The organism is Nitrospirota bacterium (assembly GCA_035873375.1).
Taxonomy (GTDB): domain Bacteria; phylum Nitrospirota; class Thermodesulfovibrionia; order Thermodesulfovibrionales; family JdFR-85; genus BMS3Bbin07.
On the sequence record JAYWMQ010000043.1, the window covers coordinates 52032 to 77860 of the forward strand.

Below are 25829 nucleotides of genomic sequence, written 5' to 3' on the forward strand. Positions count from 1 at the left end.
TCCTTTTAAGGAGGATATGTATTTGAGACTGATACTGACTCGTCTTCTCATTCCATCAACGCTTCTCTTTTTACTTCCGGTATTTATTTCCTCAAATTCCATGGCTGCAGAAAGATGTGAGGTTTTGGTAGCCAAAGTGGTTTCTGTTCAGGGCATAGCTGAGGTCAGGCTAACAGGGGATGTTGAATGGAGACCCATTAAATTGAACAGCACGTTCTGCCCCGGGGATATGCTCCGTCTTATGGAAAACAGCCGGGCTGCTATTGTTCTGAGCAATGAAACCATTATCCGTCTCGACCAGAATACGACGATAATGTTCAGTGGTATAGAAAAGAAAGAGACATCCCTGCTTGACCTTATCAGAGGCGCCATTCATTTTCTGAGCCGTGTTCCCAGAACTCTCAAGGTTATCACCCCATATGTGAACGCTTCAGTAGAGGGAACAGAATTCCTGGTTAGAGTAGATAAAGGTCAAACCTTTGTGTCGGTCTTTGAAGGCAAGGTCCTGGCCTCAAACAATTCGGGGAGCCTGACATTGACAGAAGGTCAATCGGCTGTTGCAGAAGAGGGGAAGGCTCCGGTACTGAAAGTTGTAGTTAACCCCAGGGATGCAGTCCAGTGGGCGCTCTATTATCCTCCTGTTATGGAGTATCCCGGGGAACTGACTGAAGACGAAACGGATCCGTTGTACCTCACTTACCGAGCCTCGTTGATGCTCTCTGTAGGCCGTGTTGAAGAGGCGCTCAGATATATAGAACGGGCACTGTCTTTTGCTCCTGATTACGCTCAGGCCATTGCACTTCAGTCTGTTATTTTTGTTGTGCAAAATGACAAGGAACGTGCCCTTGTGCTTGCACGGAAGGCTGTTAATGCCGATCCCTCATCAGCTGCAGCACTTATCGCCCTTTCTTATGCACAGCAGGCAAACTTTGATCTTAAGGGGGCCCTGAGAAGCCTCAGGAAGGCAGTGAGAGCCGAGCCGGAAAACAGCCTTGCCTGGGCACGTTTGTCCGAGATGTGGCTGTCGTTCGGATATCTCGACAAGGCCCTTGTTACAGCACATAAAGCCGTTGATCTGAATCCTGACCTGTCACGTACGCAAACAGTTCTTGGCTTTGCATACCTTGCACAGGTAAAGGTGCGGGAGGCCAGGGATGCCTTTGAAAAGGCAATTGAACTGGATCAGGCTGATCCACTTGCGCGTCTTGGTCTGGGACTGGCAAAAATCCGTCAGGGATATCTCCGGGAAGGACGCCGGGAGATAGAGATTGCTGTAAGCCTGGATACAAACCAGTCTATTATCAGGAGCTATCTCGGTAAGGCATACTATGAAGAAAAACGGGAGAAGTTTTCGAAAGACCAGTATGGTATAGCCAGGGAACTTGACCCCCTTGATCCTACTCCTTTTTTCTATGATGCGATTCTGAAACAGAGCATCAACCGTCCGGTAGAGGCATTACACGATATGCAGAAAGCAATAGAGTTGAATGATAACCGGGGGGTATACCGTTCCAAACTCCTGCTTGATGACGACCTTGCAGCACGCAGTGCCAGCATTGCCCGGATTTACAGTGATCTTGGCTTTCAGCGGCTTGCGCTTGTAGAGGGATGGAAATCGGTTAATACCGATCCAAAGAACTATTCAGCACACAGGCTGCTGGCCGATACATATGCCTCTCAGCCACGCCATGAGATAGCACGAGTCAGCGAACTCCTCCAGTCCCAGCTACTTCAGCCGCTCAACATCACCCCTGTTCAACCCCAGCTTGCCGAGAGCAATCTCTTTATTTTTGACCGGGCCGGGCCGGGAGACTTGTCATTTAATGAATTCAATTCCCTCTTCAACCGGAACCGGTTGGCTTTGCAGTTAAGTGGAGTTTACGGTGGAAATGCTACATTCGGCAACGAAATTGTCGCATCAGGAGTATATGACAGGTTTTCTTTAAGCACAGGGCAGTTCCACTACGAGACCGACGGTTTTAGGGAAAACAACGATCTTCGTGAGGATATCTACAATATATTTACCCAGTACAATATTTCCTACAAAACAAGTATCCAGGCTGAATATCGGTACAAAAACAAGGAAAACGGCAATTTATCACTCAACTTTGACCCCGATGCCTTCTTTCCTGCCAGGAGAGAAGAAGACCATTCTCAGTCAATTCGTTTGGGATTTCGTCACAGTATTACTCCAAACTCGGAAATAATAGCCTCTGCCATTCATCAGAGTGTTAAATATAATTTCTTTGTTTCCACTCCTGATATTGTTCCCGGAGTGCCAAGCACAAGGGAAGTTGAACTTAACGCTAAAGAGAGTGGCTACCTTGGGGAAATCCAGCACCTTTATAATGCAGAGCGGTTGCACATTATCAGCGGTTTTGGTCACTTCACTTCCGATGTTGAAAGTGAAACAACGACTACTGTTATAATACCGCCTCTTCCTGCGATCACTTCTCCTCCGGCACTTGAGGAAAACGACGTGCGCCACACCAACCTTTATGTCTATACACATATCAACTATCCTGATGCCCTAATGTGGACAGTTGGGGGAAGCGCTGATTTTTTTGATAACGAAACTATAGATAAAAACCAGTTTAATCCAAAGATTGGTCTGACCTGGACCCTTCCGACCAACACGACCCTCCGGGGTGCTGTATTCAGGACATTGAAAAGACAGCTTATTTCGAACCAGACGATTGAGCCAACTCAGGTGGCAGGGTTCAATCAGTTCTTTGATGATGCCAATGGCACAGATGCATGGAGATACGGTATTGCGATAGATCAGAAATTCACACAGAATCTCTTCAGTGGTGCAGAGTTCTCCAGGCGTAAAATGGATGTGCCGTTTAAGAAGCTGACAATCTTACCACCACCCTCCGGACCCGTCACTGAAAATAAAGTGACGGATTGGGAAGAAGACTTGTTTCGGGTATATCTTTACTGGTCACCACTGTCGTGGCTGGCTCTGAGTGAAGAATATCAATATGAAAAATTTGACAGAGAAGATTTCTTCGTTGATGACATAAAAAAACTGGAGACTACCAGAATCCCAATAAAAGTTTCCCTTTTCTTCCCCCTCGGATTGATTGCCCATATAAAGACTACATATGTTGATCAGACGGGAGAGTTTTTTAATCCAATCCTTTTGACAACAGTTGAAGACAGCGATAGTTTCTGGGTAGTTGATGCCTCTATCAGGTATAGATTGCCTAAACGCTACGGCATGGTTTCAATAGAAGCTCGAAACTTATTCGATGAAAAATTCAAGTTCCAGGATACCGATTCTACAAATCCATCCATTTATCCGGAGCGACTGATCCTGGCTAAAGTTACATTGGCATTTTGACTCGGTTTTAATAAGCCATGTTTTTTTCAATTGCCGGGTTCTTGAGAACCTGAAGATCATTTCCATCAAGGGAGGTAAGCAATGGCAAAGGTAGTTATGAGATTAGCAGTAATGGATAACGGGAATATTAAAGTAGAAAAAGGAGACATGAAAGCACCAAAAAAAATGACAAAGACTGAATTCAAGAAGAGCCTTGTCGGAAAGAAGATGAAGAATGCCGAAAGCATCACGGTTCTTCAGAGCAATCCGTGTATCTGGGTAAAAGCAATCGGTACATGGTATTGGATCTGCTGGTAGTAATGAGTCTGGTTTCGATTTAAACTTTCTATATTAATTCTTATCCAAAAGATAAAAAAAGCCGGCCTCTTGGCCGGCTTTTTTTTGCCATATGACACCATGGCGGATTCTTTTTAAGCAGGATTGCCATAAATTTCTCTATCGATTCCGCTTATCTGATAGCCTCCCTCAATTATCATTATTTAAGTTAATCAATATTTCTGCCAATGTGAATTTTACCTTTACTACTCCAGCAGATAATGTTAAATTTATTTCATGAACGAAGACATAAAACTAAATTGCTGGGAATTCATGAGATGCGGGAGAGAACCCGGGGGGGTGCATGCAGAAGAACTCGGGGTCTGTCCGGTTACCACGGAAGTTTCTGCAAATGGTTTAAACGGTGGGGTCAACGGGGGAAGGGTCTGTTGGGTTATTGAAGATAATTGTTGTCGAGATGCACTTGAAAAGATTGGCAGGCGTAAGAAATCTTCCTGTATGAGATGTGAATTCCATCTTCGCGTTAAATCCGAGGAAGGTATCTTGGATTTATGTAACACAGTTGGAAAATATCTGACCGAGATTTATCCTGTTGAAGCCGTTTATTAGATCGAAAAAGAGGATAGGATCCATCCTCTTTTTGACTATGAGTTATAAATCTGCCTGATTTTAATGTCCCACTTCCAGGACTTAATCCCTCTTTGTACCTGAAGTCATCTAATCGCGGAGAGTGAAAAAGTGCACTGTTCTGGTATAATAATCCTTTTTTGAATGTAGATTATGAGATTGCGGGTTAGACTCGCAATATGCAATTCAAATTAAGGAGGTACGATGTCTATCAGAATTGAACTTGCCGACAGGATAAAGAATCTTCCGCCTTATCTCTTTGCAAGGATTGACGGCATGAAGACAGAGGCGAGAAACAGGGGAGTTGATCTCATAGATATGAGCATTGGTGACCCTGATATGCCGACCCCTCAACATATTGTGGAGGCGATGAAGGTGGCTGTTGAAAAGCCGGAGCATCATAAGTATCCGTCTTATGACGGGATGCCCTCCTATAGAGAGGCTGTGTCGAGGTGGTATACCAGGAGGTTCAAAATCTCCATTGACCCTGCGCAGGAAGTCCTTTCCCTTATTGGTTCAAAGGAAGGTATAGGTCATATACCGCTTGCCTTTGTAAATCCGGGGGATGTTGTGCTCTGTCCCTCTCCCGGGTATCCTGTTTACTCGATAGCAACACTGTTTGCAGGAGGCGAGCCTTACTTTATGCCTTTGACAGAGGAAAACGGATTTCTTCCTGATTTTTCGTCCATACCTGAGGAGGTTTTTAAGAGGACAAAGATTATGTTCCTTAACTATCCCAACAACCCGACCAGTGCCACTGCAGACAAGGACTTCTTCAGTGAGGCCATTACCCTGGCACATAAATATAATATTATTATCTGTCACGATGCTGCTTACTCCGAGATTTACTATGACAACAGGATGCCCGTAAGCTTTATGGAGGTCGAGGGTGCAAAGGAAGTGGGGATAGAGTTCCACTCCCTCTCCAAGACCTATAATATGACAGGTTGGAGGATAGGGTTTGCCGTGGGCAACAGTGGAGTAATTGCAGGGCTTGGCAAGATAAAGACCAATCTGGACTCCGGTGTCTTTCAGGCAATACAGGAGGCATCCATAGTTGCCCTTGATACGGATGATAATCTGCTGTCTTCAATAAGGTCAACTTATCAGGCAAGAAGGGATGTGCTGTTTGGCGGGCTCACGGAGATGGGTTTAAATGTAATCAGACCTGATGCCACCTTTTACCTCTGGGCCAGGGTGCCTCAGGGCTTTACCTCAGAGGATTTTGTTGTGCATCTCCTTGACAGGACAGGGGTTCTCGGCACGCCTGGTAATGGCTTTGGTGATCCTGGGGCGGGATATATCAGGTTTGCCCTTACCGTGTCTGTGGAAAGGATTGAAGAGGCGGTTGAACGGATAAAAAAGGTGATATGACAACCATTTACATGGGTATCGGATCAAACCTTGGGGATCGTGAAGGAGCTTGTCTTAAGGCCCTGGAAGAACTGGAGAAGAGGGGGATAAAGGTTACAAAAAAGTCTTCCCAATATGAGACAGAGCCCTGGGGAGTAAAGAATCAGCCAAAATTTATAAATATGGCTGCAGAGGCAGATACAGACCTGACGCCTGGAGAAGTTTTAAGGGTAATTCAGGAGATAGAGAAGAATCTCGGCAGGAAAGAAACCCTAAGGTGGGGGCCAAGGACAGTTGACATTGATATCCTGCTCTATGATGCCCTCATTGTAGATGAACCCGACCTCAGAATCCCCCATCCACATATGCATGAGAGGGATTTTGTCCTTAAACCCCTCTCAGAGATAGCCCCTGAGGCGATACATCCTTTATTGAAGAAGACAGTCAGGGAGATGTTGTCAGAGGTTTAGGCATTTATGCCCTTTTTTCGAATTCACCAAACCCCTTCAAAACCCTGAGCCCGAGTTGCTGACTCTTTTCAGGGTGAAACTGGGTGGCGATGATATTGTCTTTCCAGATCATGGAGGTAAACTCTATCCCGTACATGGTGGTACCAGCAATAAACTCGTCTTTGTCCGGGGCCACATGGTAGGAGTGGACAAAGTAGAAATAGCTCTCATCCTCTATGCCGTCAAATATGGGAGGGGTTTTCCTTAACTTTACAGTATTCCATCCCATATGGGGTATCTTCAGCCCCATCTGGGGGAACCTTACCACCTTGCCTTTAATTACACCGAGTCCCCTGCAAAGGCCAAATTCCATGGATTCAGTAAAAAGTATCTGCAGACCAAGACAGATGCCAAGATATGGCTTGCCTTTCTCTATTGACCTGAGCACAGGGGCAAGAAGGTTCAGATTGTCGAGATTCTTCATACAGTCACGGAATGCCCCGACTCCGGGCAGTACTACGGCTGAAGCATCTTCAATATCAAGGGGGCTGGATGTAACCTTTGCATCTACCCCGACTTTCAGAAAGGCCTTTTCAACACTGCGGAGATTTCCCATTCCATAATCAACTATTACAATCAATTAGTCCTGCTCCTCCCCTTTATCCTCCTCAACGATGCCACCCTTGAGCCCATCATGGGAGAAGACAGCAATGGTTTCCGTCAGGCCGTTATCAGGAAGACACATGAAACGGTATGAAGCTGACTTTCCATAGTTTTCTTTCATGTGTTCCCACCCCTTCACAAACAGGGAGCAGTCATCGTTAAAGCATATCCAGAGGTAACTTACTCCCCATCCAAACCCCTCTCCAATACTATACGGCGGTGGCACTGTTTTGGTCGTCTTCTGCTTGCAGTGCGGACAGGTCGGGGCCTCTTTTATCTTGTATTTTTCAGTTGAAAACATGAAAACCTCCTTAAAATATTTTTTATATTATGACATATTCTGACTGAACAATGCTTTTGGAGCTAAGAGACCGAATGAAATGTGGATTTCTCTGTGCCTTTGTGTCTCTGTGGTTTGTTCTGTTTTATTTGTTTCCCTGCAAATTCCTGAAAAATCTAAGATTTCAGCATTTTCATGACATCAATGAGTGAAAGACCTGTTTTTTCTGCGATCCTGCGGCAGTCCTCGTATTCAGGGACTGCCTTTCTGTAACCATCGGTAGTGACGACCTTGAATCTGACAGGTCCGAACTCTGTATCTATTTTTTTTATCTTCCTTTTAAGGTATACCCTTTCCGTTTCGTGAAAACGTATCCCGAGGGTTGGCGTTTCTTCAAAGAGGATATTGATGAGCCTTTCCCTTGAGGCAGGATAAGCGAGTACCTGCAACAGAATTCCCGGTCTGCTTTTTTTCATTATCACGGTGCTGAGAAAGACATCAAGGGCTCCTTCCTTGAAGAGTCTCTCCATCAGGTATTCATAAACCTGCGGGTTCATATCATCGATATTGGTCTCAATCACTGTTACCAGTTCATTCGATCCCCTTTTATGATGACCATTGTGTGGTTTTATTGTCTTGTCTCCTATGAATACCCTGAGTATATTGGGTTGTTCTTTCAGGCCATGACTGCCTGCCCCGGTTCCGGTGCTATCAATCGTCATTTCCGGAAAGTGACCAAAGGATGTGGCTGTTTCTGTAATTATGGCAGCACCTGTCGGGGTGGTCAGCTCCTTCTGTATGCCTGTAGAGAAGACGGGTTTGCCCTTCAGGAGCTGGCTTGTGGCAGGTGCAGGGACGGGCAATAGTCCATGTTCGCTTGAAACAGCTCCTCCACCAAGGTTCAGAGGGGAAGATATGACCTCTCTTATTCCGAGTATCTCCAGGCATATGAGTGTTCCTATAATGTCTACTATGCAGTCTGTTGCAGATAGCTCGTGGAGATGAAGGTCTTTTAGTCTTCCACCGTGAACCTTTCTCTCCGCCTGAAACAGTCTTCTGAACATTCTGAGCCCTCTCTTTTTAATGTTTGGAGGAAGGGCTGAGTCTTTAATTATGGTTAAGATGTCGTCAAGTCTACGGGTTGGCTCGTCTTTTTTGACAATGACTTCAATCCTTGTTGCTGAAATACCCCCACGTTTCACCTTCCGTCTTCTTATCTCATAAGAGACCATGTCCAGGGCATTCAGCCCCTCTCTCAGTTTCTGAAGAGGGACCCCTGCATCCACAAGGGCTCCAAGGCACATATCGCCGCTTATTCCCGAGAAACAATCAAAATAGGCAATTTTCACGAAACCTCCTGATAAAAAACTATTTTACATCATGGCCGTAAAAAAATCCATATTGTCTGCCCGGCCCAAAAAAACGGGCGTAATCTGTCTCCTCATAGAAGTTTTTTTTAAAGGGTTGCGGATTTCCTGCTCAAAGTTATTGACATATAAGGATAATTATTGATACCTTATGTTTAGGGGCTGAGTTTAATGATCTTATGGTTAACGGTAGGATAAATGACAGATAAGTCTGCAGTATTCAGAGAAGCACAGAGATTTCTTTCAAAAGGTCAGATAGATAAGGCTATCTGGATATGGCAGGAGTATGTCAACCAGAATCCGGATGGCAATATATATAATACCATAGGGGATCTCTGCCTTAAGAGCGGAAACCGTTCCAAGGCAATTGAATACTTCCATAAGGCAGCTGAGTATTTTAAAGAAGAAGGTTTTGTAACCAAGTCGCTGGCCCTCTATAAAAAGATTCTTAATATTGATTCCCTTGACCCGAAAGCTTTGTTCTTCATTGGCAGACTGAATGAGGAAAGGGGTCTGATTACCGATGCCATCAAATATTATCTTGCCTCTATTGATGCCTATATCAAACATGGAGTCAGGGATGAACTCATCCCCATATGTGAAAGAATAATTAGTCTTGCCCCTTCCAACCTTTCCTTGAGGGTAAAGCTTGCGGAATATCTTCAGAAAGAAGGCTATATTGATGAGGCAGCCAGAAAATATTTGGATGTAGGAAGGATATCTGACGAAAAAGGCGATGTTGCTAAAGCACGGGAGTATTATGAGAGGTCGTTAGAGCTATATCCACGACAGGAAAATATCTATAAACGTTTGGCTGATTTTTATATTTCTCAGGGACTTACTGAAAATGCAAAAGAACTCCTCGCCAAGGGGATCGAGTTATATCCTGACAATATGCAAATACAGCTGCTTTATTCAGAGCTGCTCCTGAAGGAAGGAGACATTGCCACTGCAAAGGATCTGCTCCTCAAGATTCTCTCCACTTCTCCCTCAGGGTCAGGCGACGAGGTTGCTGTTGAGGCGAACAGGCTTCTTGGAGATCTCTATCTTAAAGAGGGTCAAAAAGAACTCGCCTGGCGTACCTATAAAACAGTGTTGGATGACTATCTGGAGAAAGGGTTGTATGAGGAGGCTGTAGGATTTCTGAAGAACTTCAGGGATATAGCCCCGCTTGAGTGCTCAGAAAAGCTTATCGAGGTTTACAATAAACTCGGTAAAGAGGACGAACTCTTTGATGAACTCTTAACGCTTGCTGAGATGCAATCAGGGCAGGGGGCTTTAGAAGATGCGTTTAGCACTTACATTGAAGCGAAGAAGGTCAGGCCTGACTCTGAAGCTGTACTCTCCAGCATAGCGGACCTGGAAAAGAAACTTGGCATTGCTTTTCCATCTGAGATAGAAGAGAAGGCAACTGACGAGAAACTTGTTGATGTGGATATCTTTTTAAGATATGGCCTGATGGATGAGGCTGTGGATATCCTGGAGAAACTGAAGGTTGAAGAGCCTGAGAATATGGAAGTTCATAAAAGGTTAAAAAATATCTATCTGGAGATGAACGATAAAGAGGGAGTAGTGACTGAATGTCTTATCCTTGCCAGGATACATGAAAAAGAGGGTCGAATTGAACAAAGGGAGCAAGCACTGAAAGAGGCCTTTGAGATAGACCCGGAGGATCCACGACTATTGGAACTCTCCGCTGCCACTGAGACAGTCAGCACTTCACCGTCTCCGGATTCCGAGTTCGAAGGGGTAGAGGTTATAGGATTTGAGGAGGAGACCGAGGCACCGAGAGCAGAGCCGGAGATGACGGAGGTCTATGAGACTTCAGTAGGGACACCATCTATTGAGGATTTTAAAGACGACCTTTCAGAGGCAGAGTTTTATCTGCGTCAGGGGCTACATCAGGAAGCCCTTTCAGCATATACCCGGGTACTTGAGGCATTTCCTGACAATGAAGAGATTTTGGCAAAGGTTTCGGATATCAAAAGCAGGCTTTCTGCGGTAGAGCCTCCGGTTTCAACAAAGGCGGAGGATGATAGTAAGAGTTTCTCAGAGGATATGCCTCCTGATATTGCATCTGAAACCGGACCTGTCACAGGTGGAATCATTACTGAAGAACCTGTTGAGGAGGATGTGCCTGAGCCAAGCCTTGATAGCGAGGTGCTTGAGATATTTGAAGAATTCAAGCGGGGGGTTTCCGAGGAACTTGAGGAGGAGGATTCGGAGACTCATTATAATCTCGGTATAGCCTATAAAGAGATGGGGCTTATTGATGATGCTATAAAGGAATTTCAGACTGCAAGGAGAGATCCGAACAGAAGGGTGCAGGCTGCAAGCTTGCTAGGGCTTTGTTTTATGGAGAAGAAACTCTATCCCCTTGCCATTGATGCCTTGAGGGAGGCGCTGAAGAATATAGAAGAGAGGGACGAGGCCTATTGGAGTACAAAGTTTGAACTCGCAGAGGCATATGAAAAAAACGATGATATTGAACGAGCCCTGGAGATGTATGTAGAGATTTACGGATGGGATTCGAAGTTCAGAAATATTGGCGAAAAGGTAACTGCCTTGAAAGAAAGGTTGGGTGTTGATAAATCGGAGGCTGCAGTAATTGAGGATACTTTCAAACAGGGGAAAGACAGGATTTCATACTTGTAATTGGGATTAAGCAGCGTGTACTATAATAATATGGATCTTGATTGTATAGACTCAAAACCTTCTGAGAAATAAAGTATATGGATTATCTTAGATACTATAAGCTTAAAGAGCATCCCTTCTCAAATGTTGTGGACAACAAGTTTTACTATAACAGTGTCCAGCATGCCGATGCCCTTACCAAGTTAAAATATGCGATGGAGAGCAAGAAAGGGCTTGCGGTGGTTATAGGGGATATCGGGACGGGAAAGACCACACTTGCAAGAAGATTGCTTGAGGAACTCGACGAGGAACACTTTGAGGCAACCCTGCTTGTGGTGATTCATTCTGCTGTCAGCTCGGACTGGTTGCTCAAGAAGTTTGCAATACAGTTTGGAGTGGAAAAGGTGAAAGAAGATAAGGTGGAGGTGCTCGGCCAGATATACAGGCGTCTTCTGGAGATCAACGAGTCAGGAAGAAAAGCTGTGGTCTTGATTGATGAGGTTCAGATGTTGAATTCCGGGGAGATAATGGAGGAGTTCAGGGGGTTGCTGAATATGGAGATGGCTGATGGCAAGATGGCGAATTTTGTCTTTTTCGGTCTCCCGGAGCTTGAAGATGTGCTTGCACTGGATGAGCCCCTGAAACAGAGGGTCGCTATGAGGATCAGGCTTCATTCCCTTTCTGAAAACAACACTATCGATTATATCCGTTACAGGCTTCATGTTGCCGGCGCTGACGATATATTCACTGATGAGGCCCTGTCCAGGGTCTATTATTTCTCAAGGGGAATCCCGAGACTTATCAACACGATCTGTGACAATGCACTTCTTGAAGGTTATCTGATGAAGAGAGAAAAGATTGATGAAAGTATTATGGATACCGTAGCAGTTGACCTTGGCTTGAAATCCGAAACATAATAACCAATAAAATATCTGAAGTTGATATATTTACCACTAATTATTGCTGAATTCGTGAATTATTGATGTAAGACAGCCTCTATGGCCTCATGTATATCTCCCACCCCTGTAACCTGTAGTGATGTGTTGTGTTTTAGCCTTCTCAGGTTGCTTTCGGGTATGATTGCCTTTTTAAACCCTATTTTTTCGCCCTCGTTAAGCCTGACCTCAGCCTGATTTACTGCCCTTATCTCTCCGGAAAGCCCTACCTCTCCGAAGACAAACAGGTCGTTGGGCAGGGGGATTTCACGCAGAGAGGATGCTATGGAGAGGATGATGGGGAGGTCGGTTGCGGGCTCTGCTATCCTGAGACCCCCAACCACATTTACATATATATCCGTGAGGCCGAGGTGCAGGCCTCCTATCTTTTCCAGGACGGCTATAAGGAGGTTGACCCTTTGACTATCAACCCCGATGGATGTCCTCCTGGGGACACCGAATGTAGTGGGTGATACGAGTGCCTGAATCTCGACGATCAAAGGTCTGGTGCCCTCTATCGTTGCAGTGGCTACAGAGCCGGCTGCATCTGCAGGCCTTTCCCTTAGAAAAAGCTCCGAGGGGTTTTCTATCTCCATGAGGCCTGAATCGGTCATCTCGAATACACCTATCTCGTTTGTTGAACCGAAACGGTTCTTGACTGTTCTCAGTATCCTGAACGAATGTGACCTGTCCCCTTCAAAGTACAGGACCGTATCAACGATATGTTCAAGTACCCGAGGCCCTGCTATTGCTCCCTCTTTTGTAACATGGCCTATAATAAAGGTCGGAATATTATGTTTTTTTGCAAAGATCATTAACCTTGCAGAGCACTCCCTTACCTGGCCTACTGTGCCGGGGGCTGACTGGAGTTCTTCGCTGTAGGTCGTCTGTATGGAGTCAATGACCACAACGGCCGGCTCTGTTTCCTTTATTACCCCGAGAATCATCTCGAGAGAGGTTTCGGAAAGGACAAGGATATTGTCGGAGTCAATTCCAAGCCTTGATGCCCTCAGCTTTAACTGTGATGCAGATTCCTCTCCTGATATGTAGAGGCACTTTTCGCTCCCGTCCCTGAGCAGTTGAGCCATTGCCTGGAGTATAAGGGTTGATTTTCCTACCCCCGGATCACCACCAATGAGTACAACCGAGCCCGCTACTACGCCTCCCCCGAGAACCCTGTCGAGTTCTCCAATATGTGTTGATATCCTGTTGTCGGTATTGAGAATGATTTCGGAGAGGGGGGTAGGGCTTGTTGCAGGAAGTGACCTGCTACCTGATTTCCTGCCGGTGACCTCCTCAACAAAGGTATTCCAGGCAGCACAGTCAGGGCATTTTCCGAGCCATTTAAGGGATGTATAGCCGCAGGCCTGGCATGTATAAACTGTCTTTGTCTTGCTCATCACTCCATCATTCCGATTAAACCCTGAGCATCCTCATGCCGCTGCCTATGTAATAGGCATTTCTGATGGCATCAACTGTAAATTTCTTTGCCGTCCTTGATGCCTCAAGGGCTGAATTACCAAGTGCGAGGTATGCGGTTAGCGCAGAGGTAAAAGCACAGCCTGTGCCGTGATATTCTCCAGCAAATCTTTCCGACTCAATCCGGTGAAACTCTGAGCCGTCATAGTAGAGATCGACAACCGCATCTCTGCTGCCCCTTGAAGTAGCATGTTCGGTAGCAGAGAAATGTCCTCCTGTTATAATCACTATTTCAGGCCCAATATCCTTGATTTTTCCGGCAGCCTCGTATAATGCGTCAAATCCCTCGATATTGATTCCGCTCAGGAGGGATGCCTCATATATGTTTGGGGTTATAATGGTGGTTAAGGGAAAGAGTATCTCCATCATCTTCTCAACTGTCCCCTCTTCAACGAGGGGCATACCTGAGGAGGATACCATTACAGGGTCTACCACAACCTTTTTTATCCCGTATTTTTTAAGTATTCCTGATACTACTTCCACTATTGAGCTGCTGTAAAGCATGCCTGTCTTGAGTGCATCCACCCTGACATCTTCAAGCAGTACTGCAAGCTGTTCTTTTACTGCATGGGGTTCAACGGGATGGATGGATTTGACGGCTGCACTGTTTTGTGCTGTAATTGATGTAAGTACAGAGAGGCCGTGTACTCCGATACGCTGAAAAACCTTGATATCAAGCTGTGCCCCTGCACCGGATGTTGGATCAGAGCCAGCTATAGTGAGGGCCGTCTTCATATGGTCAGAGTTTTACCTCAATAAAGACCCTGCTTCTGAGGGAACGGAGGTACTCTTTTAAAGACTTTCTGAGTTTTTTCTCTATGAGTATCTCGCGCACCTTTTTCCTAAGGGCTGCTTGCGAATCCGGCAGGCTTTTTCCTTCAAGCATAATAACATGAAATCCCTTGCCCGACCAGAAGGGTTGGCTATACTCTCCAACTTTCATTCCTTCTATTACCTGGAGAAATTCCTTTGCAAGGTCCTTCTTCTTTATGAAACCGAGGTCACCGCCTTTTGAAGCATCCGATCCTTCGGAAAATTTTCTTACAACACTTTCAAACGATTCACCACTGTCAAGTAGTTTAATTACCTCTGTTGCCTTTTTCCTTGCATCAGCTTTTTCTTCATTCGTTCCGGCCGGGAAGATAATGTGGCGGATTCTGTAACTTTCGGATAAATCAAAACTATCGCCGCTTGTTTTTATGTATTCCTCTATCTCACCTTCTGTAACGATTATTTTACTTCTTATCTCGATGTTGACCAGTTTGCTTAGGGTTATCTGTTCCGTCACCTTCTTTTTGTATTCCTGTAGCGTGAAGCCCTCATTCTTCAGTGCCTTAAGAAACTCTTTCTCACTGAGGCCGTATTTCTGTCGGATCCGGTTAATTGCAGAGTTTATGTCTTTTTCGGATACACCTATGTTCAACCGGCTTGCCTCATTGAGTTGTATCTTCGTGTCAATGAGCATATCGAGAAAGTCCTTTTCATATCTCTTGAGTTGCTCTTCTTTTTCTTCAGGAGAGAGCCCTGCGAGTTTGCCCGAAAGTTCGAATTCCATGGCCTTGTATAACTCACTCCAGGTAATCACATCTCTGTCCACGACCGCCACGACCCTGTCAAGGAGTATGCTTGCTGAAGCAGATGCCGTAAATAGCATTAGAATTGTTAATCCTGTAATGAGGTGGAGAAACCTTACCTTAGCCACTTTTCCGTATTCTGTTAGTTTTGTCATTATTTTTACATAAGGGTGATATCTTCAATCGCTGCACCAACAACAAAAATCTTTATATTATTGCACCCTTCATCAACAGGAATAAGAAAGAACCCTGTTTTGTCGTTATCTGATTTTGAGAGAAAATAACCCTTTTGCCAAGGAAGCTCCCCTTCAAGATAACCAAGTAGGCTCTCTTTGTCTTTAAATCTGACATAAACCTTCCTGCCTTTTTCCCTTGAGATTCCGTAGCGTTTAATCTCCCTGTAGGAAGGGTTGCCCTCAAAGGACCTTACAAAGAAAATAGCCTTAAGCAGGTCAATCCTGACATTTAAAATGTTGCCGGAAGGGTGCTCTTCAATAGTGAATTCTTTGGCAATCTCCGAGAAATCCCTGAGGCTGCCTTTAATTGTTGAACCATCCTGAAAACGTAGCACTACTTTTTCTGACATTGGTTTGTATCGGGTTATGCCTGAATTTTGGATACCCTCCTGCTCTTTAACATATGCGTGGTAGCTGCTCGCCATGGAGCATGTCTACAATCCTGGTTCCACCTATCAGGGTTTTAAGCAGGACAGTCCTTTCCGGCCCTCCTGTTACCCTTCCAATTACTGCCGAGTCTTTGCCAAGAGGGTGCTCCTTCATTGCATTTAATAAAGATTTTGCCACATTTCTGCCTGCAAAAGCAACAAGCACACCCTCGTTTGCCACATACAGGGGGTCTATCCCCAGCAACTCACAGGCACCCCTGATCCGTGCGGTCAGGGGAATTTTCTCCTCATCTATCTCTATACATGCACCAGCCTCAAGGGCTATCTCTTTAAGGGTTGTTGCAAGTCCACCGCGGGTGGGGTCCCTCATGGCATGAATATCAGGTGTGTGTGAAAGCATGGTATCTACCAGTCCGTTTAAGGCTGCCGTATCACTCAGAACAGGCGGCTCAAAGGTGAGTCCGTTACGTTCAGCCATAACAGCCACACCGTGATTGCCGATGGGACCACTCAGAATTACCACATCGCCGGGTATGACATTTTTAGGTGAGAGGCATATCCCTTTGCGTACCAACCCGATACCCGAGGTGTTGATGAATATTCCGTCACCCTTTCCTTTGTTGACCACCTTTGTGTCTCCGGTAATAATCCTGACACCTGCTGCCTCTGAGGCATTCTTTACAGAGCCGAGTATCTCCACGAGTGCATCCATGGGAAGGCCTTCCTCAATGATGAGGCTCAGGGACAGACAGAGTGTGGAGGCACCTGTCATGGAGATGTCATTGATGGTGCCGTTGACTGACAGGGAACCAATATCTCCGCCCGGGAAGAAGAGCGGTGAGACAACGTAGCTGTCAGTAGTAAAAACGAGCCTTCCGTTCATTGTTCCCCTGTCAGCGTCTTTTATCTCTAACGGGACTACGGCAGAGTCATTGAAGTCCTCTATACTGATGAGCGGACCGAGTACATCCCGTATCAGGGAATGCATTGCCTTGCCGCCACTGCCGTGGGCAAGGAGAATCTTTTCATTCCCGTCTTTTCGGTCAATAATCATAATTTTTAGTTCTTCTCCCTTCTGGTTGTTTTTTAAAGTCTCTTTTTTCTCAGCCTCAGGGAGTTGGTTACAACAGAGACTGAACTGAAGGCCATGGCTGCAGAGGCAAACACAGGGTTCAGCAGCGGTCCTCCAAAGGGATAAAGAATCCCGGCAGCAATCGGGATTCCAACAACGTTATAGAAAAAAGCCCAGAAGAGGTTCTGTTTTATTGTCCTGAGGGTGAGTTTGCTCAGCTTGATGGCTTCAACCACGCTTCTGAGGTCTCCCTTAATGAGTGTTATATCTGATGCCTCCATTGCAATGTCGGTTCCTGTTCCAATTGCTATCCCCACATGTGCCTCTGCAAGGGCAGGTGCATCATTAATCCCGTCACCTACCATGGCGACTATCTTTTTCTCGTCTTTCAGTTTTTTCACAGCCTCAACCTTTCCTTCCGGTAAAACCCCTGCAAAAAATCTGTCAATTCCAACCATCTCGGCAATGCGGGCAGCTGTCCGTTCATTGTCTCCTGTCAGCATGACAACTTCAATTCCCATTTCTTTCAGTTCCGAGATGGCCTCGACCGAGCCCTCTTTTATTGAGTCAGCTATTCCGAAAACACCCCTCACCTTATTGTTGACTGATACAAGGACTGCTGTCTTACCCTCTGATGAGAGTCTTTCAACCATATCCGGGACTCCGGTCAGGTCAACACCTTCCTTTTCAAGCAGAGAGAGGTTGCCGATAAAAATATTGTCAGTGCCAATCCTTGCTCGTATTCCACCTCCGGGTATTGCCTCAAACTTTTCAGGTTCTCTTAGATCAAGTCCGAGTTCTTTAGCCTTCCTGACAATGGCTTCAGCCAGAGGGTGTTCCGAGACCTTCTCGGCTGATGCAGATAGCTGCAGGACCGCATTTTTATCAGAGCCGTCCGTGCTTATTATATCAGTCAGTTCAGGTTCTCCTTTTGTTATGGTGCCTGTTTTGTCCAGTACAATGGTCTGTATCCTGTGGGCTGTCTCAAGTGCTTCTGCATTCCTGATGAGGATACCCTTTTCTGCTCCTTTTCCGGTTCCCACCATTATCGCCGTAGGCGTGGCAAGCCCAAGGGCACAGGGGCAGGCAATAATCAGAACAGCGATAAAATTCATCAAGGCCCTTGTAAATGCCGGCTCCGGCCCAAAGAAATACCATATTACAAAAGTGATGGTTGCTGTTATGATTACAACGGGTACAAATATGGAGGCAATCCTGTCAGCAAGCCTCTGTATGGGTGCCTTGCTTCCCTGTGCCTCCTCCACCAAACGGATTATCTGTGCCAGGGCTGTTTCCCTGCCGATCCTGGTTGCCTTTAATTTAAAGCTGCCGAACTTGTTAATCGTTCCGCCAAAGACCGTATCGCCTGCAGCCTTTTCAACGGGGAGGCTTTCGCCTGTCAGCATGGATTCATCAACTGAGGAATAACCGTTTGTCACAATTCCGTCCACAGGTATCCTTTCTCCTGGCCGTACAATAACCGTATCACCTGCCACAACCTCTTCAATGGGTATTTCCGACTCTCTTCCATTGCGCTCCACCCTTGCCGTCTTTGCCTGAAGTCCGATGAGTTTCCTTATGGCCTCGGATGTCCTCCCCTTTGCCCTTGCCTCAAGAAGACGCCCCAGGAGTATGAGAGTGATTATTATTGATGAGGTATCAAAATAAATATGTGCCTTCAGCCCACCACTTTCAAATATTTCGGGGAAGAAGGTTGCTGTTACGCTATAGAGGTAGGCTGCAGATGTGCCCATGGCAATAAGGGTGTTCATGTTTGTTGAGAGATGCTTTATAGCCACCCATGCACCCCTGTAAAACCGTATGCCTGCCCAGAACTGGACTACAGTGGCAAGCAGGAAGAGGGTATACCAGCTTGACAGGAGGGGTATGCTGGTAAAGCTTCCGAGGAGAATCAGAGCTGAAATGACGGCACTGACCCTGAACTTCAGCAGGAGGTTCCTGTATTCCCTTTCCCGGCTCTCCTTTTCCCTGTCTGTGAACTCCTCTGTTATTGCCTCTGCCTCATATCCCTCTGCCTTTACTGCCTTCTTGAAATCCTCAAACCCGGTGAGCGTTGGAATATACTCAACCACCGCCTTTTCGGACGCGAGATTGACATTGACACTCACCACACCATAGGGTTTCTTTAAGGCCCGCTCAACTGCTGCCACACATGCAGCACATGTCATTCCCCTTATTGCAAATTCCAGCCTTGAAGTTGCTACGTCGTATCCCTCTGCCTTAACAGCCTGAATCAGACTTTCAATTGGAATGTAATCACTTGCGGTAATTGATGCCTTTTCAGAGGCAAAATTTACTGACACTTCCGTGACCCCTTCGATTTTACTCAGGGCCCTCTCCACTGCCTTTACACAGGAGGCACACGTCATCCCCTTTACAGGTAAGGTTATTCTCATTCAGGATGCCTTATGGATTTTTTGTCTTTCATTTAATTTATTATTTGAAATATTATACTATTATTCTATACTGTATTATATACTCTAATTGATGAAGAAATTATGAAAAAGACAGAGCGGCGAATGATTAGCATGTACTTACCTGCATAGCAGGTGAATATCTTTGAAAGGAGGTTGTTTGTTATGGCAAAACCTGTAATTGATTGGGATTTATGTGAGGGATGTGAGTCATGTGTGGCAATATGCCCTGATGTCTTTGAGATGCAGGATGATGACAAGGCTCATGTGAAGAATCCTGATGCCTGTGATACCTGTGACTGTCAGGAGGCAGTTGAAGTCTGTCCGACTGAAGCTATTAAAATGGAAGATTAGTGAAAGGCGGGGAGGGCATTTATCCCTCCCCCTTTCCTGATATTCTGTTTTTCTGTTTTTATGCCTTTTTAGAACGTTTTCCGGAAACGGCCCTTCCAGCAGGTTTTTTAGAAGTTACTTTTTTTGTAGCCTTTTTGGCGGTCTTTTTCCCCGGCTTGGCTTTCCTCGTCACTTTTTTTGGTATTCCGGCTTCAAGCTTTTCGATCTGACCCTCTATCTTCCTGATCTTTTCGACAATAGCGGTAATTTTTTCATTGGTCATGGGGTTTCTTCTCTTATCGGACGCAACTTCGTAGACCCTTCCGCCAAGGTCTGTCAGGAGAACCTGAATCTTCTGTTTTAGTTCAAATACCTTCACCTTTTTCTTAACGTCGTCAGACAGGGTTCCAGCCCTTTTCTTGATAACAGTTGTTCCTTCCTTGAAGGCGTGTAATCCCTCATCAAAGCCTTTCTTGATGTCTTTTTTCAGCTTATCCCAAAAAGCCATAAGTCCTCCTTGCCATGTTTTTTTAAAATCATGCCCTAATTATAGCATTATAGCATATTGCAAGAGCAGGTCAATTTAAAAAACTTTTGATTCTATAAGAATTTTTTTTCTCTACATTCTTGACAAAGGACAAATATCTGTGATAAAGTTCACCACGATTTCACATAACTATATAAAACTTAAACCCCTGGAGAGAAGATGCTCGAATTAAACAAATGGTTTTTTGTCCAGTTAGCCAATTTTCTTATTTTACTGTTTCTGCTTAATATCCTGCTTTTCAGACCACTCCTGAATCTCTTTAAAGAGCGAAAGGAAAATATAGACGGTGCCATTGAGGAGGCGAAGAGGCTTAACGAAAAGAAGGATGAGGAATTAGCCAGGTTTAATAAGGAACTATCTGATGCAAGAGAGAAGGCAAAAGATTTCTACAACTCTTTGCGGCAGGAAGGTCTCCTGAAACAGAAAGAGATGATTGCACAGGCCCAGGCGGAAGCCCTGAAGGAGATAGATGCGGCACAGGCAGAGATAAGAAGAGAGACCGAGAAAGTCCGCAGACTCCTTGGTGATGATGTGAGAAGGTTCTCGGAAGAGATTGTTGAAAAGCTTATTGAAGTAGAAGTATAAATACAAAAACCTTTTATTAATAATTAAATGAGGTATGAATAAGAACGTGAGCAATAAAGAAAATCAAAAATCGAAAATCAAAAATCGAAAGTCTATTTCCCCTTTTATCAGTTTTGTTATAGTCTTTGTCCTTTCACTGTCTCATGCAGCAGCAGTCTTTGCCATGAAAGGAGAGGGTGAGGGCGGCAGTGACTGGCAGAGTTGGCTATGGAAGATAGTCAATTTCGCCATCCTTCTGTTTATCCTTCTGAAATTTCTCAAAAAACCCATGAAGGACTATTTTAAACAAAGGACCGAATTGATAGAGAAGTCGCTGACCGAGGCAAGAGAAGCAAAGGAGCTGGCACAGAAGGCCCTTAAGGAAGTGGAAGAAAAGTTGACGCTTAAAGACCAGGAGATAGAGAGGATAATTGAATCTGCAAAACAGTCCGGCCAGGCGGAGCATGATAATCTGATTGAGCAGGGTAAAGAGATGAGCGAGAAGATAAGACAGCAGGTCAGGACGAATATAGAGATGGAACTGAAGAATGCCAAGGCAGCTCTGAGGGCAGAGGCTTCAGGGCTGGCACTGAAATTGGCAGAAAAGAGGCTTAGGGAAAGGCTCACGGAAGAAGAACAGATGAGGCTCCTTGAAGAATCCATTAAGAGGTTAGAGGGTTAGGATGGCAGGTAAAGAGAAGAGATTTGCAAAGAAATATGCGAGGATGTTTTTTAATACTACAGGTGTGGATCTTGCCGAAAGGGCCATTGCCGAGTTGAATATTATCAATGACCTGATGAACGGAAGCAAGGAGATAAAGAACTTTTTTCTGAGCCCACTATTTGCAGAGGAAGAGAGACAGAAGACGATTGAGGCTCTTTCCGGGAAGCTTGGATTCTCTGAGGTGACAAGAAACTTTCTTGTCTTTATCACTCAGCACAAGGCGGTGTCAGCCCTTCCGGATATCATCAGGCATTTTGTTAATATATATTTTGAGAAAAAGAAGAAGGCGAAGGCCACTGTAGTAACACCGTTTAAGTTTGACGGGAAGTATGAGGACAGGCTTGTAGCATCTCTCCGGAAACTTACAGGCAGGGATGTTGATATTGAGTATCTTTATGATCCGGAACTGCTTGGCGGTATTGTAGTGAAGGTTGGCAGTACGATGTACGACAGTAGCCTGAAGGGTCAGCTCAGGCTATTAAAAGAAGAGTTAATAAAGGGGTGATATGATGGAAATCAAGGTTGAAGAAATCAGCGAGCTGATTAAAAAGCAGATTAGCGACTTTGAAAAAAAGGTTGATGTCAGCGAGATCGGGACTGTTTTGAGTGTTGGTGACGGTATTGCCAGGGTTTATGGTCTGGAAAATGCCATGGCGAGTGAGCTTCTGGAGTTTCCTAATAATGTCTTCGGCATGGCACTGAACCTTGAGGAAGACATGGTTGGTACGGTGCTTTTTGGTGAGGATACCTTCATTAAGGAAGGAGATATCGTAAAACGTACCGGCAGGATCATGGAAGTTCCTGTTGGTGATGCAATGCTCGGCAGGGTTGTCAATGCCATTGGCCAGCCCATTGACGGCAAGGGTCCGATTGATACAAAAGACACAAGGCATGTCGATATTGTTGCACCCGGCATAGTGGACAGACAGCCTGTTGGTGAGCCTTTGCAGACGGGTTTGAAGGCGATAGATGCAATGATTCCGATAGGCAGGGGGCAGAGGGAACTTATTATTGGTGACCGTCAGACAGGAAAAACAGCCATTGCAATAGACGCCATTATCAATCAGAAGGACACCGATGTTTTCTGTATCTATGTTGCAATCGGTCAAAAGAGGGCATCAGTTGCGAGGGTAGTCAAGACACTCGAAGAGAATGGGGCGCTGGATTATACAATCGTTGTTGCCTCTACAGCTTCAGAGCCGGCACCACTGCAGTATATTGCCCCTTATTCGGGTTGTGCCTTGGGTGAATTCTTCAGGGATAACGGCAAACACGCACTTATAATATATGATGACTTAAGTAAGCAGGCTGCTGCTTACAGGCAGCTCTCGCTTCTACTGAGGCGTCCGCCAGGACGTGAGGCATACCCTGGAGATGTCTTTTATCTGCACTCAAGATTGCTTGAGAGGGCGGCAAAGCTCTCGGACAAGCTTGGTGGAGGTTCCCTGACGGCACTTCCAATAATTGAAACACAGGCTGGTGACGTCTCGGCATACATCCCGACCAATGTTATATCCATTACAGACGGCCAGATATATCTTGAACCTGATCTTTTTTACGCCGGTATCAGACCTGCTGTTAATGTCGGCCTTTCAGTCAGCCGTGTTGGTGGCGCTGCACAGACAAAGGCAATGAAACAGGTTGCAGGAACCCTGAGGCTGGACCTTGCACAGTTCAGGGAGCTGGCAGCCTTTGCCCAGTTCGGCTCCGACCTTGACAAGTCAACGCTCATGCAGATAGAACGTGGGAAGAGGATGGTGGAGCTGCTGAAGCAGGGCCAGTATCAGCCACTCACGATGGATGAGCAGATAATAGTGCTTTATGCGGGCACTCAGGGGTTCCTTGATGACCTCCCGGTTGAGGCTATAGGCAGCTTTGAGCAGGGACTTCTCAGTTATTTCAGGAGTCAGAAACCTGAAATAAAAGAGGAGATAATGACTAAAAAAGCCCTTGATGAGGAGCTTAAGAATAAAATTAATGAGGCAATATCTGCCTTTAAATCAACGTTTCAGCCTTAAAATTGAAGATTGACAATTGAAAAATGCGAAAGGCATAAATCAGGAATGGTTAATCAAAAGACGATTGATGAATGAATGTAAATGAGACTTCTCAATAGTCAATAGTCAATAAATAAAGAGGGATAGATGGCAACCTTAAGAGATATAAAAAGAAGAATAACCTCCATCAAGAGTACGTCCAAGATAACGAGGGCGATGAAGATGGTCTCTGCCGCCAAGCTGAGGAGGGCGCAGGATAGGATGTTTGCCCTGAGACCCTATTCGGACAAGATGAGGGAGGTTCTGTTGTCACTTGCACAGCCGGGAGGCCAGGACAGGCACCCCCTGCTTAAGGTAAGACCGAGGAAGACCGTTGAGGTTTTAATACTTACAAGTGACAAGGGCCTGTGTGGAGCCTTTAATACCAATGTCTTAAAGGCAGGGGAGAGTCTTGTCAGAGACCTTAGAACAGAGGGTTTTGAGGTAAGTATAAGCACTATTGGCAGAAAGGCCAAGGATTATTTTAAACGTAGAAACACTCCGATAAGACAGGTTTGGACCGGGCTATCCGGAAAGATATCCTATACATCAGCTCAGGAAATAGCAGTTGATTTAATGGACGAGTATATCGATGAGACATTTGATGAGTTGTATCTCATATACAACGAATTCAAGTCAGTTGCTTCCCAGAAGGTTACCAAACTGCGTCTTCTTCCATTAGGTGAAGTGGAGCATAAAGAGGAAGAGGAGATGAAGGATTTTCTCTTTGAACCTGCCGAGGAAGAGATATTTAACAGGTTGCTGCCGAAGAGTGTTGAGATTCAGATTTACAGAAGCATGCTGGAGTCCCGTGTTTCAGAAGAGGCTGCGAGGATGACGGCGATGGAAAATGCCACAAAGAGCGCAGAAGACATGATCGATAGATTGACCCTTGAATATAATAAGGCGCGTCAGGCAACTATTACCAGGGAACTTATGGATATAGTCGGTGGAGCTGAGGCGATTAATGATTGACGATTGACAGGATTGATTATTGACAATTGGAAATAAAAAGGGATTATTCATTTATCAAATAGACAATCAATACAGGAGGTATAAGGATGAATAAAGGAAAGGTTGTTCAGGTGATAGGTGCAGTGCTTGACGTGGAATTTGAGACAGAACTGCCTGCGATACTGAATGCCCTGAAAATAGAGCAACCCGCAGACCCTGAGAAAGGCACCTCGGATATCCGGCTTACCCTTGAGGTGGCGTCCCATCTTGGGGACAATATAGTCAGGGCAATCGCTATGGGACCCACGGATGGAGTGGTTCGCGGTATGAGTGTCGCAGATACGGGTCAGCCGATAACCGTTCCTGTAGGTGAGGCAACACTCGGCAGGATAATCAATGTTATCGGTGAGCCTTATGATCAGGCTGGTCCCATCGAGACGGATGAGAGGTGGCCGATTCACAGGCTGGCACCTGAGTTTGATGAGCAGGAGCCGACAACCCAGGTATTTGAAACAGGCGTTAAGGTTTTTGACCTCCTCGTTCCATTTGTCAGGGGTGGCAAAATGGGAATGTTTGGTGGTGCAGGGGTTGGCAAGACCGTTGTTATCATGGAGATGATTCATAATATCGCCCTTGTTCACGGTGGTGTTTCCGTCTTTGCCGGTGTTGGTGAAAGGACAAGGGAAGGCAATGACCTCTATCTTGAGATGAAGGAATCAGGTGTTATTGACAAGGCAGCACTTATTTATGGACAGATGAACGAGCCCCCTGGCGCAAGATTGAGGGTCTCCCTTACAGCGCTTACAGCAGCAGAGTATTTCAGAGACCAGGGACAGGACGTCCTTATCTTTATAGACAATATATTCAGGTACACACTGGCAGGTTCCGAGGTCTCCGCCCTTCTCGGCAGGATGCCTTCTGCTGTGGGTTATCAGCCAAACCTTGCAACTGATATGGGAATGCTTCAGGAGAGGATTACAACAACGAAAAAGGGCTCCATTACATCCATGCAGGCTATATATGTCCCTGCCGATGACCTTACAGACCCTGCAGTTGCCACGGCATTTACACATCTTGACGGGACGGTTGTTCTTTCGAGGCAGATTTCCGAGCTCGGTATCTATCCTGCCGTTGACCCCCTTGACTCTACATCAAGGGCTCTTGATCCAAGGGTTGTCGGCGATGAACACTATAATGTCTCACGTGGTGTCCAGATAATTCTGCAGAGGTACAAGGAACTCCAGGATATCATTGCAATTCTTGGTATGGAGGAACTTTCAGAAGATGACAAGTTGACGGTTGCCAGGGCAAGAAAGATACAGAGATTCCTTAGCCAGCCATTCCATGTTGCAGAGACATTTACGGGCACCCCTGGAAAGTACGTGAAACTGGAAGATACAATAAAGGGCTTTAACGCTATAATTGACGGTAAATATGATGACATGCCGGAACAGGCATTTTATATGGTCGGTACCATTGAAGAAGCCGAGGAGAAGGCTGCAAAGCTTGGATGGAGCAAGGCCTGATAATCCAAGCACTTAACGGGTAATGCTGAA

24 protein-coding genes are annotated in these 25829 nt (G+C 45.6%); 14 read left to right on the forward strand and 10 right to left on the reverse strand.

Going from position 1 to position 25829, the window contains the following annotated elements; genetic code table 11:
• The first annotated feature begins 22 nt into the window (after positions 1-22).
• From VST71_09190 to folK, 5 genes are all read left to right on the forward strand, one after another.
• Complete coding sequence (locus VST71_09190; GenBank protein MEC4685888.1) at positions 23-3346, forward strand: FecR domain-containing protein; 3324 nt, start codon at positions 23-25, stop codon at positions 3344-3346.
• A gap of 81 nt (positions 3347-3427) precedes the next feature.
• A complete protein-coding gene (locus VST71_09195; protein MEC4685889.1) occupies positions 3428-3643 on the forward strand; it encodes a hypothetical protein in 216 nt (71 codons plus the stop codon).
• Between the two features lie 255 nt (positions 3644-3898).
• Positions 3899-4231, forward strand: coding sequence for a hypothetical protein (locus VST71_09200; protein MEC4685890.1), 333 nt, complete (start codon positions 3899-3901; stop codon positions 4229-4231).
• A 222-nt stretch (positions 4232-4453) separates the two neighbouring features.
• Positions 4454-5623, forward strand: a complete 1170-nt coding sequence (locus VST71_09205; protein ID MEC4685891.1) for an LL-diaminopimelate aminotransferase — start codon at positions 4454-4456, stop codon at positions 5621-5623.
• The gene (gene folK, locus VST71_09210) at positions 5620-6072 is read left to right on the forward strand and encodes a 2-amino-4-hydroxy-6-hydroxymethyldihydropteridine diphosphokinase (protein MEC4685892.1); all 453 of its coding nucleotides are present in this window, start codon (positions 5620-5622) and stop codon (positions 6070-6072) included. Before VST71_09205 ends, folK begins: the two co-directional genes overlap by 4 nt.
• A gap of 4 nt (positions 6073-6076) precedes the next feature.
• Here folK and hisH read toward each other — a convergent pair whose 3' ends face one another.
• The 3 genes from hisH to larC form a co-directional block, all read right to left on the reverse strand.
• Complete coding sequence (gene hisH, locus VST71_09215; GenBank protein ID MEC4685893.1) at positions 6077-6691, reverse strand: imidazole glycerol phosphate synthase subunit HisH; 615 nt, start codon at positions 6689-6691, stop codon at positions 6077-6079.
• Complete coding sequence (locus tag VST71_09220; GenBank protein MEC4685894.1) at positions 6692-7015, reverse strand: hypothetical protein; 324 nt, start codon at positions 7013-7015, stop codon at positions 6692-6694.
• Positions 7016-7170: 155 nt separating this feature from the next.
• Complete coding sequence (larC, locus tag VST71_09225; protein ID MEC4685895.1) at positions 7171-8343, reverse strand: nickel pincer cofactor biosynthesis protein LarC; 1173 nt, start codon at positions 8341-8343, stop codon at positions 7171-7173.
• A 216-nt stretch (positions 8344-8559) separates the two neighbouring features.
• Here larC and VST71_09230 point away from each other — a divergent pair, with 216 nt between their 5' ends.
• On the forward strand, positions 8560-11016 hold the full coding sequence (locus tag VST71_09230; protein MEC4685896.1) for a tetratricopeptide repeat protein: 2457 nt from the start codon (positions 8560-8562) through the stop codon (positions 11014-11016).
• 77 nt (positions 11017-11093) lie between these two features.
• The gene (locus tag VST71_09235) at positions 11094-11912 is read left to right on the forward strand and encodes an AAA family ATPase (protein MEC4685897.1); all 819 of its coding nucleotides are present in this window, start codon (positions 11094-11096) and stop codon (positions 11910-11912) included.
• A gap of 59 nt (positions 11913-11971) precedes the next feature.
• On the opposite strand, the gene radA is transcribed toward VST71_09235, so the two are convergent.
• From radA to VST71_09265, 6 genes are read right to left on the reverse strand one after another with little or no spacing between them, the layout of a single operon-like run.
• Complete coding sequence (gene radA / locus VST71_09240) at positions 11972-13330, reverse strand: DNA repair protein RadA (GenBank protein ID MEC4685898.1); 1359 nt, start codon at positions 13328-13330, stop codon at positions 11972-11974.
• Positions 13331-13346: 16 nt separating this feature from the next.
• A complete protein-coding gene (thiD, locus tag VST71_09245; GenBank protein MEC4685899.1) occupies positions 13347-14144 on the reverse strand; it encodes a bifunctional hydroxymethylpyrimidine kinase/phosphomethylpyrimidine kinase in 798 nt (265 codons plus the stop codon).
• 4 nt (positions 14145-14148) lie between these two features.
• Positions 14149-15138, reverse strand: coding sequence for a peptidylprolyl isomerase (locus tag VST71_09250; protein MEC4685900.1), 990 nt, complete (start codon positions 15136-15138; stop codon positions 14149-14151).
• A 5-nt stretch (positions 15139-15143) separates the two neighbouring features.
• A complete protein-coding gene (locus VST71_09255) occupies positions 15144-15569 on the reverse strand; it encodes a hypothetical protein (GenBank protein MEC4685901.1) in 426 nt (141 codons plus the stop codon).
• A 46-nt stretch (positions 15570-15615) separates the two neighbouring features.
• The gene (hypE, locus tag VST71_09260) at positions 15616-16662 is read right to left on the reverse strand and encodes a hydrogenase expression/formation protein HypE (GenBank protein ID MEC4685902.1); all 1047 of its coding nucleotides are present in this window, start codon (positions 16660-16662) and stop codon (positions 15616-15618) included.
• 32 nt (positions 16663-16694) lie between these two features.
• Entirely contained in the window at positions 16695-19097 is a 2403-nt protein-coding gene (locus VST71_09265; protein ID MEC4685903.1) for a heavy metal translocating P-type ATPase, read from the reverse strand.
• A gap of 183 nt (positions 19098-19280) precedes the next feature.
• On the opposite strand from VST71_09265, the gene VST71_09270 reads away from it, so the two are divergent.
• A complete protein-coding gene (locus VST71_09270; protein MEC4685904.1) occupies positions 19281-19469 on the forward strand; it encodes a ferredoxin in 189 nt (62 codons plus the stop codon).
• A gap of 58 nt (positions 19470-19527) precedes the next feature.
• On the opposite strand, the gene VST71_09275 is transcribed toward VST71_09270, so the two are convergent.
• Positions 19528-19956 carry a hypothetical protein gene (locus VST71_09275; GenBank protein MEC4685905.1) on the reverse strand — a complete coding sequence of 143 codons (429 nt, stop codon included), beginning with the start codon at positions 19954-19956 and terminating at the stop codon, positions 19528-19530.
• A gap of 198 nt (positions 19957-20154) precedes the next feature.
• On the opposite strand from VST71_09275, the gene VST71_09280 reads away from it, so the two are divergent.
• The 6 genes from VST71_09280 to atpD all read left to right on the forward strand — a co-directional run bounded on the left by VST71_09280 (position 20155) and on the right by atpD (position 25799).
• Complete coding sequence (locus VST71_09280) at positions 20155-20580, forward strand: ATP synthase F0 subunit B (protein MEC4685906.1); 426 nt, start codon at positions 20155-20157, stop codon at positions 20578-20580.
• A 34-nt stretch (positions 20581-20614) separates the two neighbouring features.
• On the forward strand, positions 20615-21241 hold the full coding sequence (atpF, locus tag VST71_09285) for a F0F1 ATP synthase subunit B (GenBank protein ID MEC4685907.1): 627 nt from the start codon (positions 20615-20617) through the stop codon (positions 21239-21241).
• A gap of 1 nt (position 21242) precedes the next feature.
• The gene (gene atpH / locus VST71_09290; GenBank protein ID MEC4685908.1) at positions 21243-21788 is read left to right on the forward strand and encodes an ATP synthase F1 subunit delta; all 546 of its coding nucleotides are present in this window, start codon (positions 21243-21245) and stop codon (positions 21786-21788) included.
• A gap of 4 nt (positions 21789-21792) precedes the next feature.
• Positions 21793-23301, forward strand: a complete 1509-nt coding sequence (atpA, locus tag VST71_09295; protein MEC4685909.1) for a F0F1 ATP synthase subunit alpha — start codon at positions 21793-21795, stop codon at positions 23299-23301.
• A 126-nt stretch (positions 23302-23427) separates the two neighbouring features.
• On the forward strand, positions 23428-24294 hold the full coding sequence (gene atpG, locus VST71_09300; GenBank protein MEC4685910.1) for an ATP synthase F1 subunit gamma: 867 nt from the start codon (positions 23428-23430) through the stop codon (positions 24292-24294).
• Between the two features lie 80 nt (positions 24295-24374).
• The gene (gene atpD, locus VST71_09305; GenBank protein ID MEC4685911.1) at positions 24375-25799 is read left to right on the forward strand and encodes a F0F1 ATP synthase subunit beta; all 1425 of its coding nucleotides are present in this window, start codon (positions 24375-24377) and stop codon (positions 25797-25799) included.
• Positions 25800-25829: the final 30 nt, after the last annotated feature.

Excerpts from the sequence above, each read along its gene's own strand:
- atpF (MEC4685907.1), top strand. The coding sequence starts at position 20,615 with ATGAATAAGAACGTGAGCAATAAAGAAAATCAAAAATCGAAAATCAAA.
- VST71_09270 (MEC4685904.1), top strand. The coding sequence starts at position 19,281 with ATGGCAAAACCTGTAATTGATTGGGATTTATGTGAGGGATGTGAGTCA.
- thiD (MEC4685899.1), bottom strand. The coding sequence starts at position 14,144 with ATGAAGACGGCCCTCACTATAGCTGGCTCTGATCCAACATCCGGTGCA.
- VST71_09255 (MEC4685901.1), bottom strand. The coding sequence starts at position 15,569 with ATGTCAGAAAAAGTAGTGCTACGTTTTCAGGATGGTTCAACAATTAAA.
- hypE (MEC4685902.1), bottom strand. The coding sequence starts at position 16,662 with ATGATTATTGACCGAAAAGACGGGAATGAAAAGATTCTCCTTGCCCAC.
- atpH (MEC4685908.1), top strand. The coding sequence starts at position 21,243 with ATGGCAGGTAAAGAGAAGAGATTTGCAAAGAAATATGCGAGGATGTTT.
- atpA (MEC4685909.1), top strand. The coding sequence starts at position 21,793 with ATGGAAATCAAGGTTGAAGAAATCAGCGAGCTGATTAAAAAGCAGATT.
- VST71_09250 (MEC4685900.1), bottom strand. The coding sequence starts at position 15,138 with ATGACAAAACTAACAGAATACGGAAAAGTGGCTAAGGTAAGGTTTCTC.
- VST71_09220 (MEC4685894.1), bottom strand. The coding sequence starts at position 7,015 with ATGTTTTCAACTGAAAAATACAAGATAAAAGAGGCCCCGACCTGTCCG.
- VST71_09200 (MEC4685890.1), top strand. The coding sequence starts at position 3,899 with ATGAACGAAGACATAAAACTAAATTGCTGGGAATTCATGAGATGCGGG.
- VST71_09195 (MEC4685889.1), top strand. The coding sequence starts at position 3,428 with ATGGCAAAGGTAGTTATGAGATTAGCAGTAATGGATAACGGGAATATT.
- VST71_09235 (MEC4685897.1), top strand. The coding sequence starts at position 11,094 with ATGGATTATCTTAGATACTATAAGCTTAAAGAGCATCCCTTCTCAAAT.
- VST71_09205 (MEC4685891.1), top strand. The coding sequence starts at position 4,454 with ATGTCTATCAGAATTGAACTTGCCGACAGGATAAAGAATCTTCCGCCT.
- VST71_09275 (MEC4685905.1), bottom strand. The coding sequence starts at position 19,956 with ATGGCTTTTTGGGATAAGCTGAAAAAAGACATCAAGAAAGGCTTTGAT.
- folK (MEC4685892.1), top strand. The coding sequence starts at position 5,620 with ATGACAACCATTTACATGGGTATCGGATCAAACCTTGGGGATCGTGAA.
- VST71_09230 (MEC4685896.1), top strand. The coding sequence starts at position 8,560 with ATGACAGATAAGTCTGCAGTATTCAGAGAAGCACAGAGATTTCTTTCA.
- VST71_09280 (MEC4685906.1), top strand. The coding sequence starts at position 20,155 with ATGCTCGAATTAAACAAATGGTTTTTTGTCCAGTTAGCCAATTTTCTT.
- VST71_09265 (MEC4685903.1), bottom strand. The coding sequence starts at position 19,097 with ATGAGAATAACCTTACCTGTAAAGGGGATGACGTGTGCCTCCTGTGTA.
- atpG (MEC4685910.1), top strand. The coding sequence starts at position 23,428 with ATGGCAACCTTAAGAGATATAAAAAGAAGAATAACCTCCATCAAGAGT.
- radA (MEC4685898.1), bottom strand. The coding sequence starts at position 13,330 with ATGAGCAAGACAAAGACAGTTTATACATGCCAGGCCTGCGGCTATACA.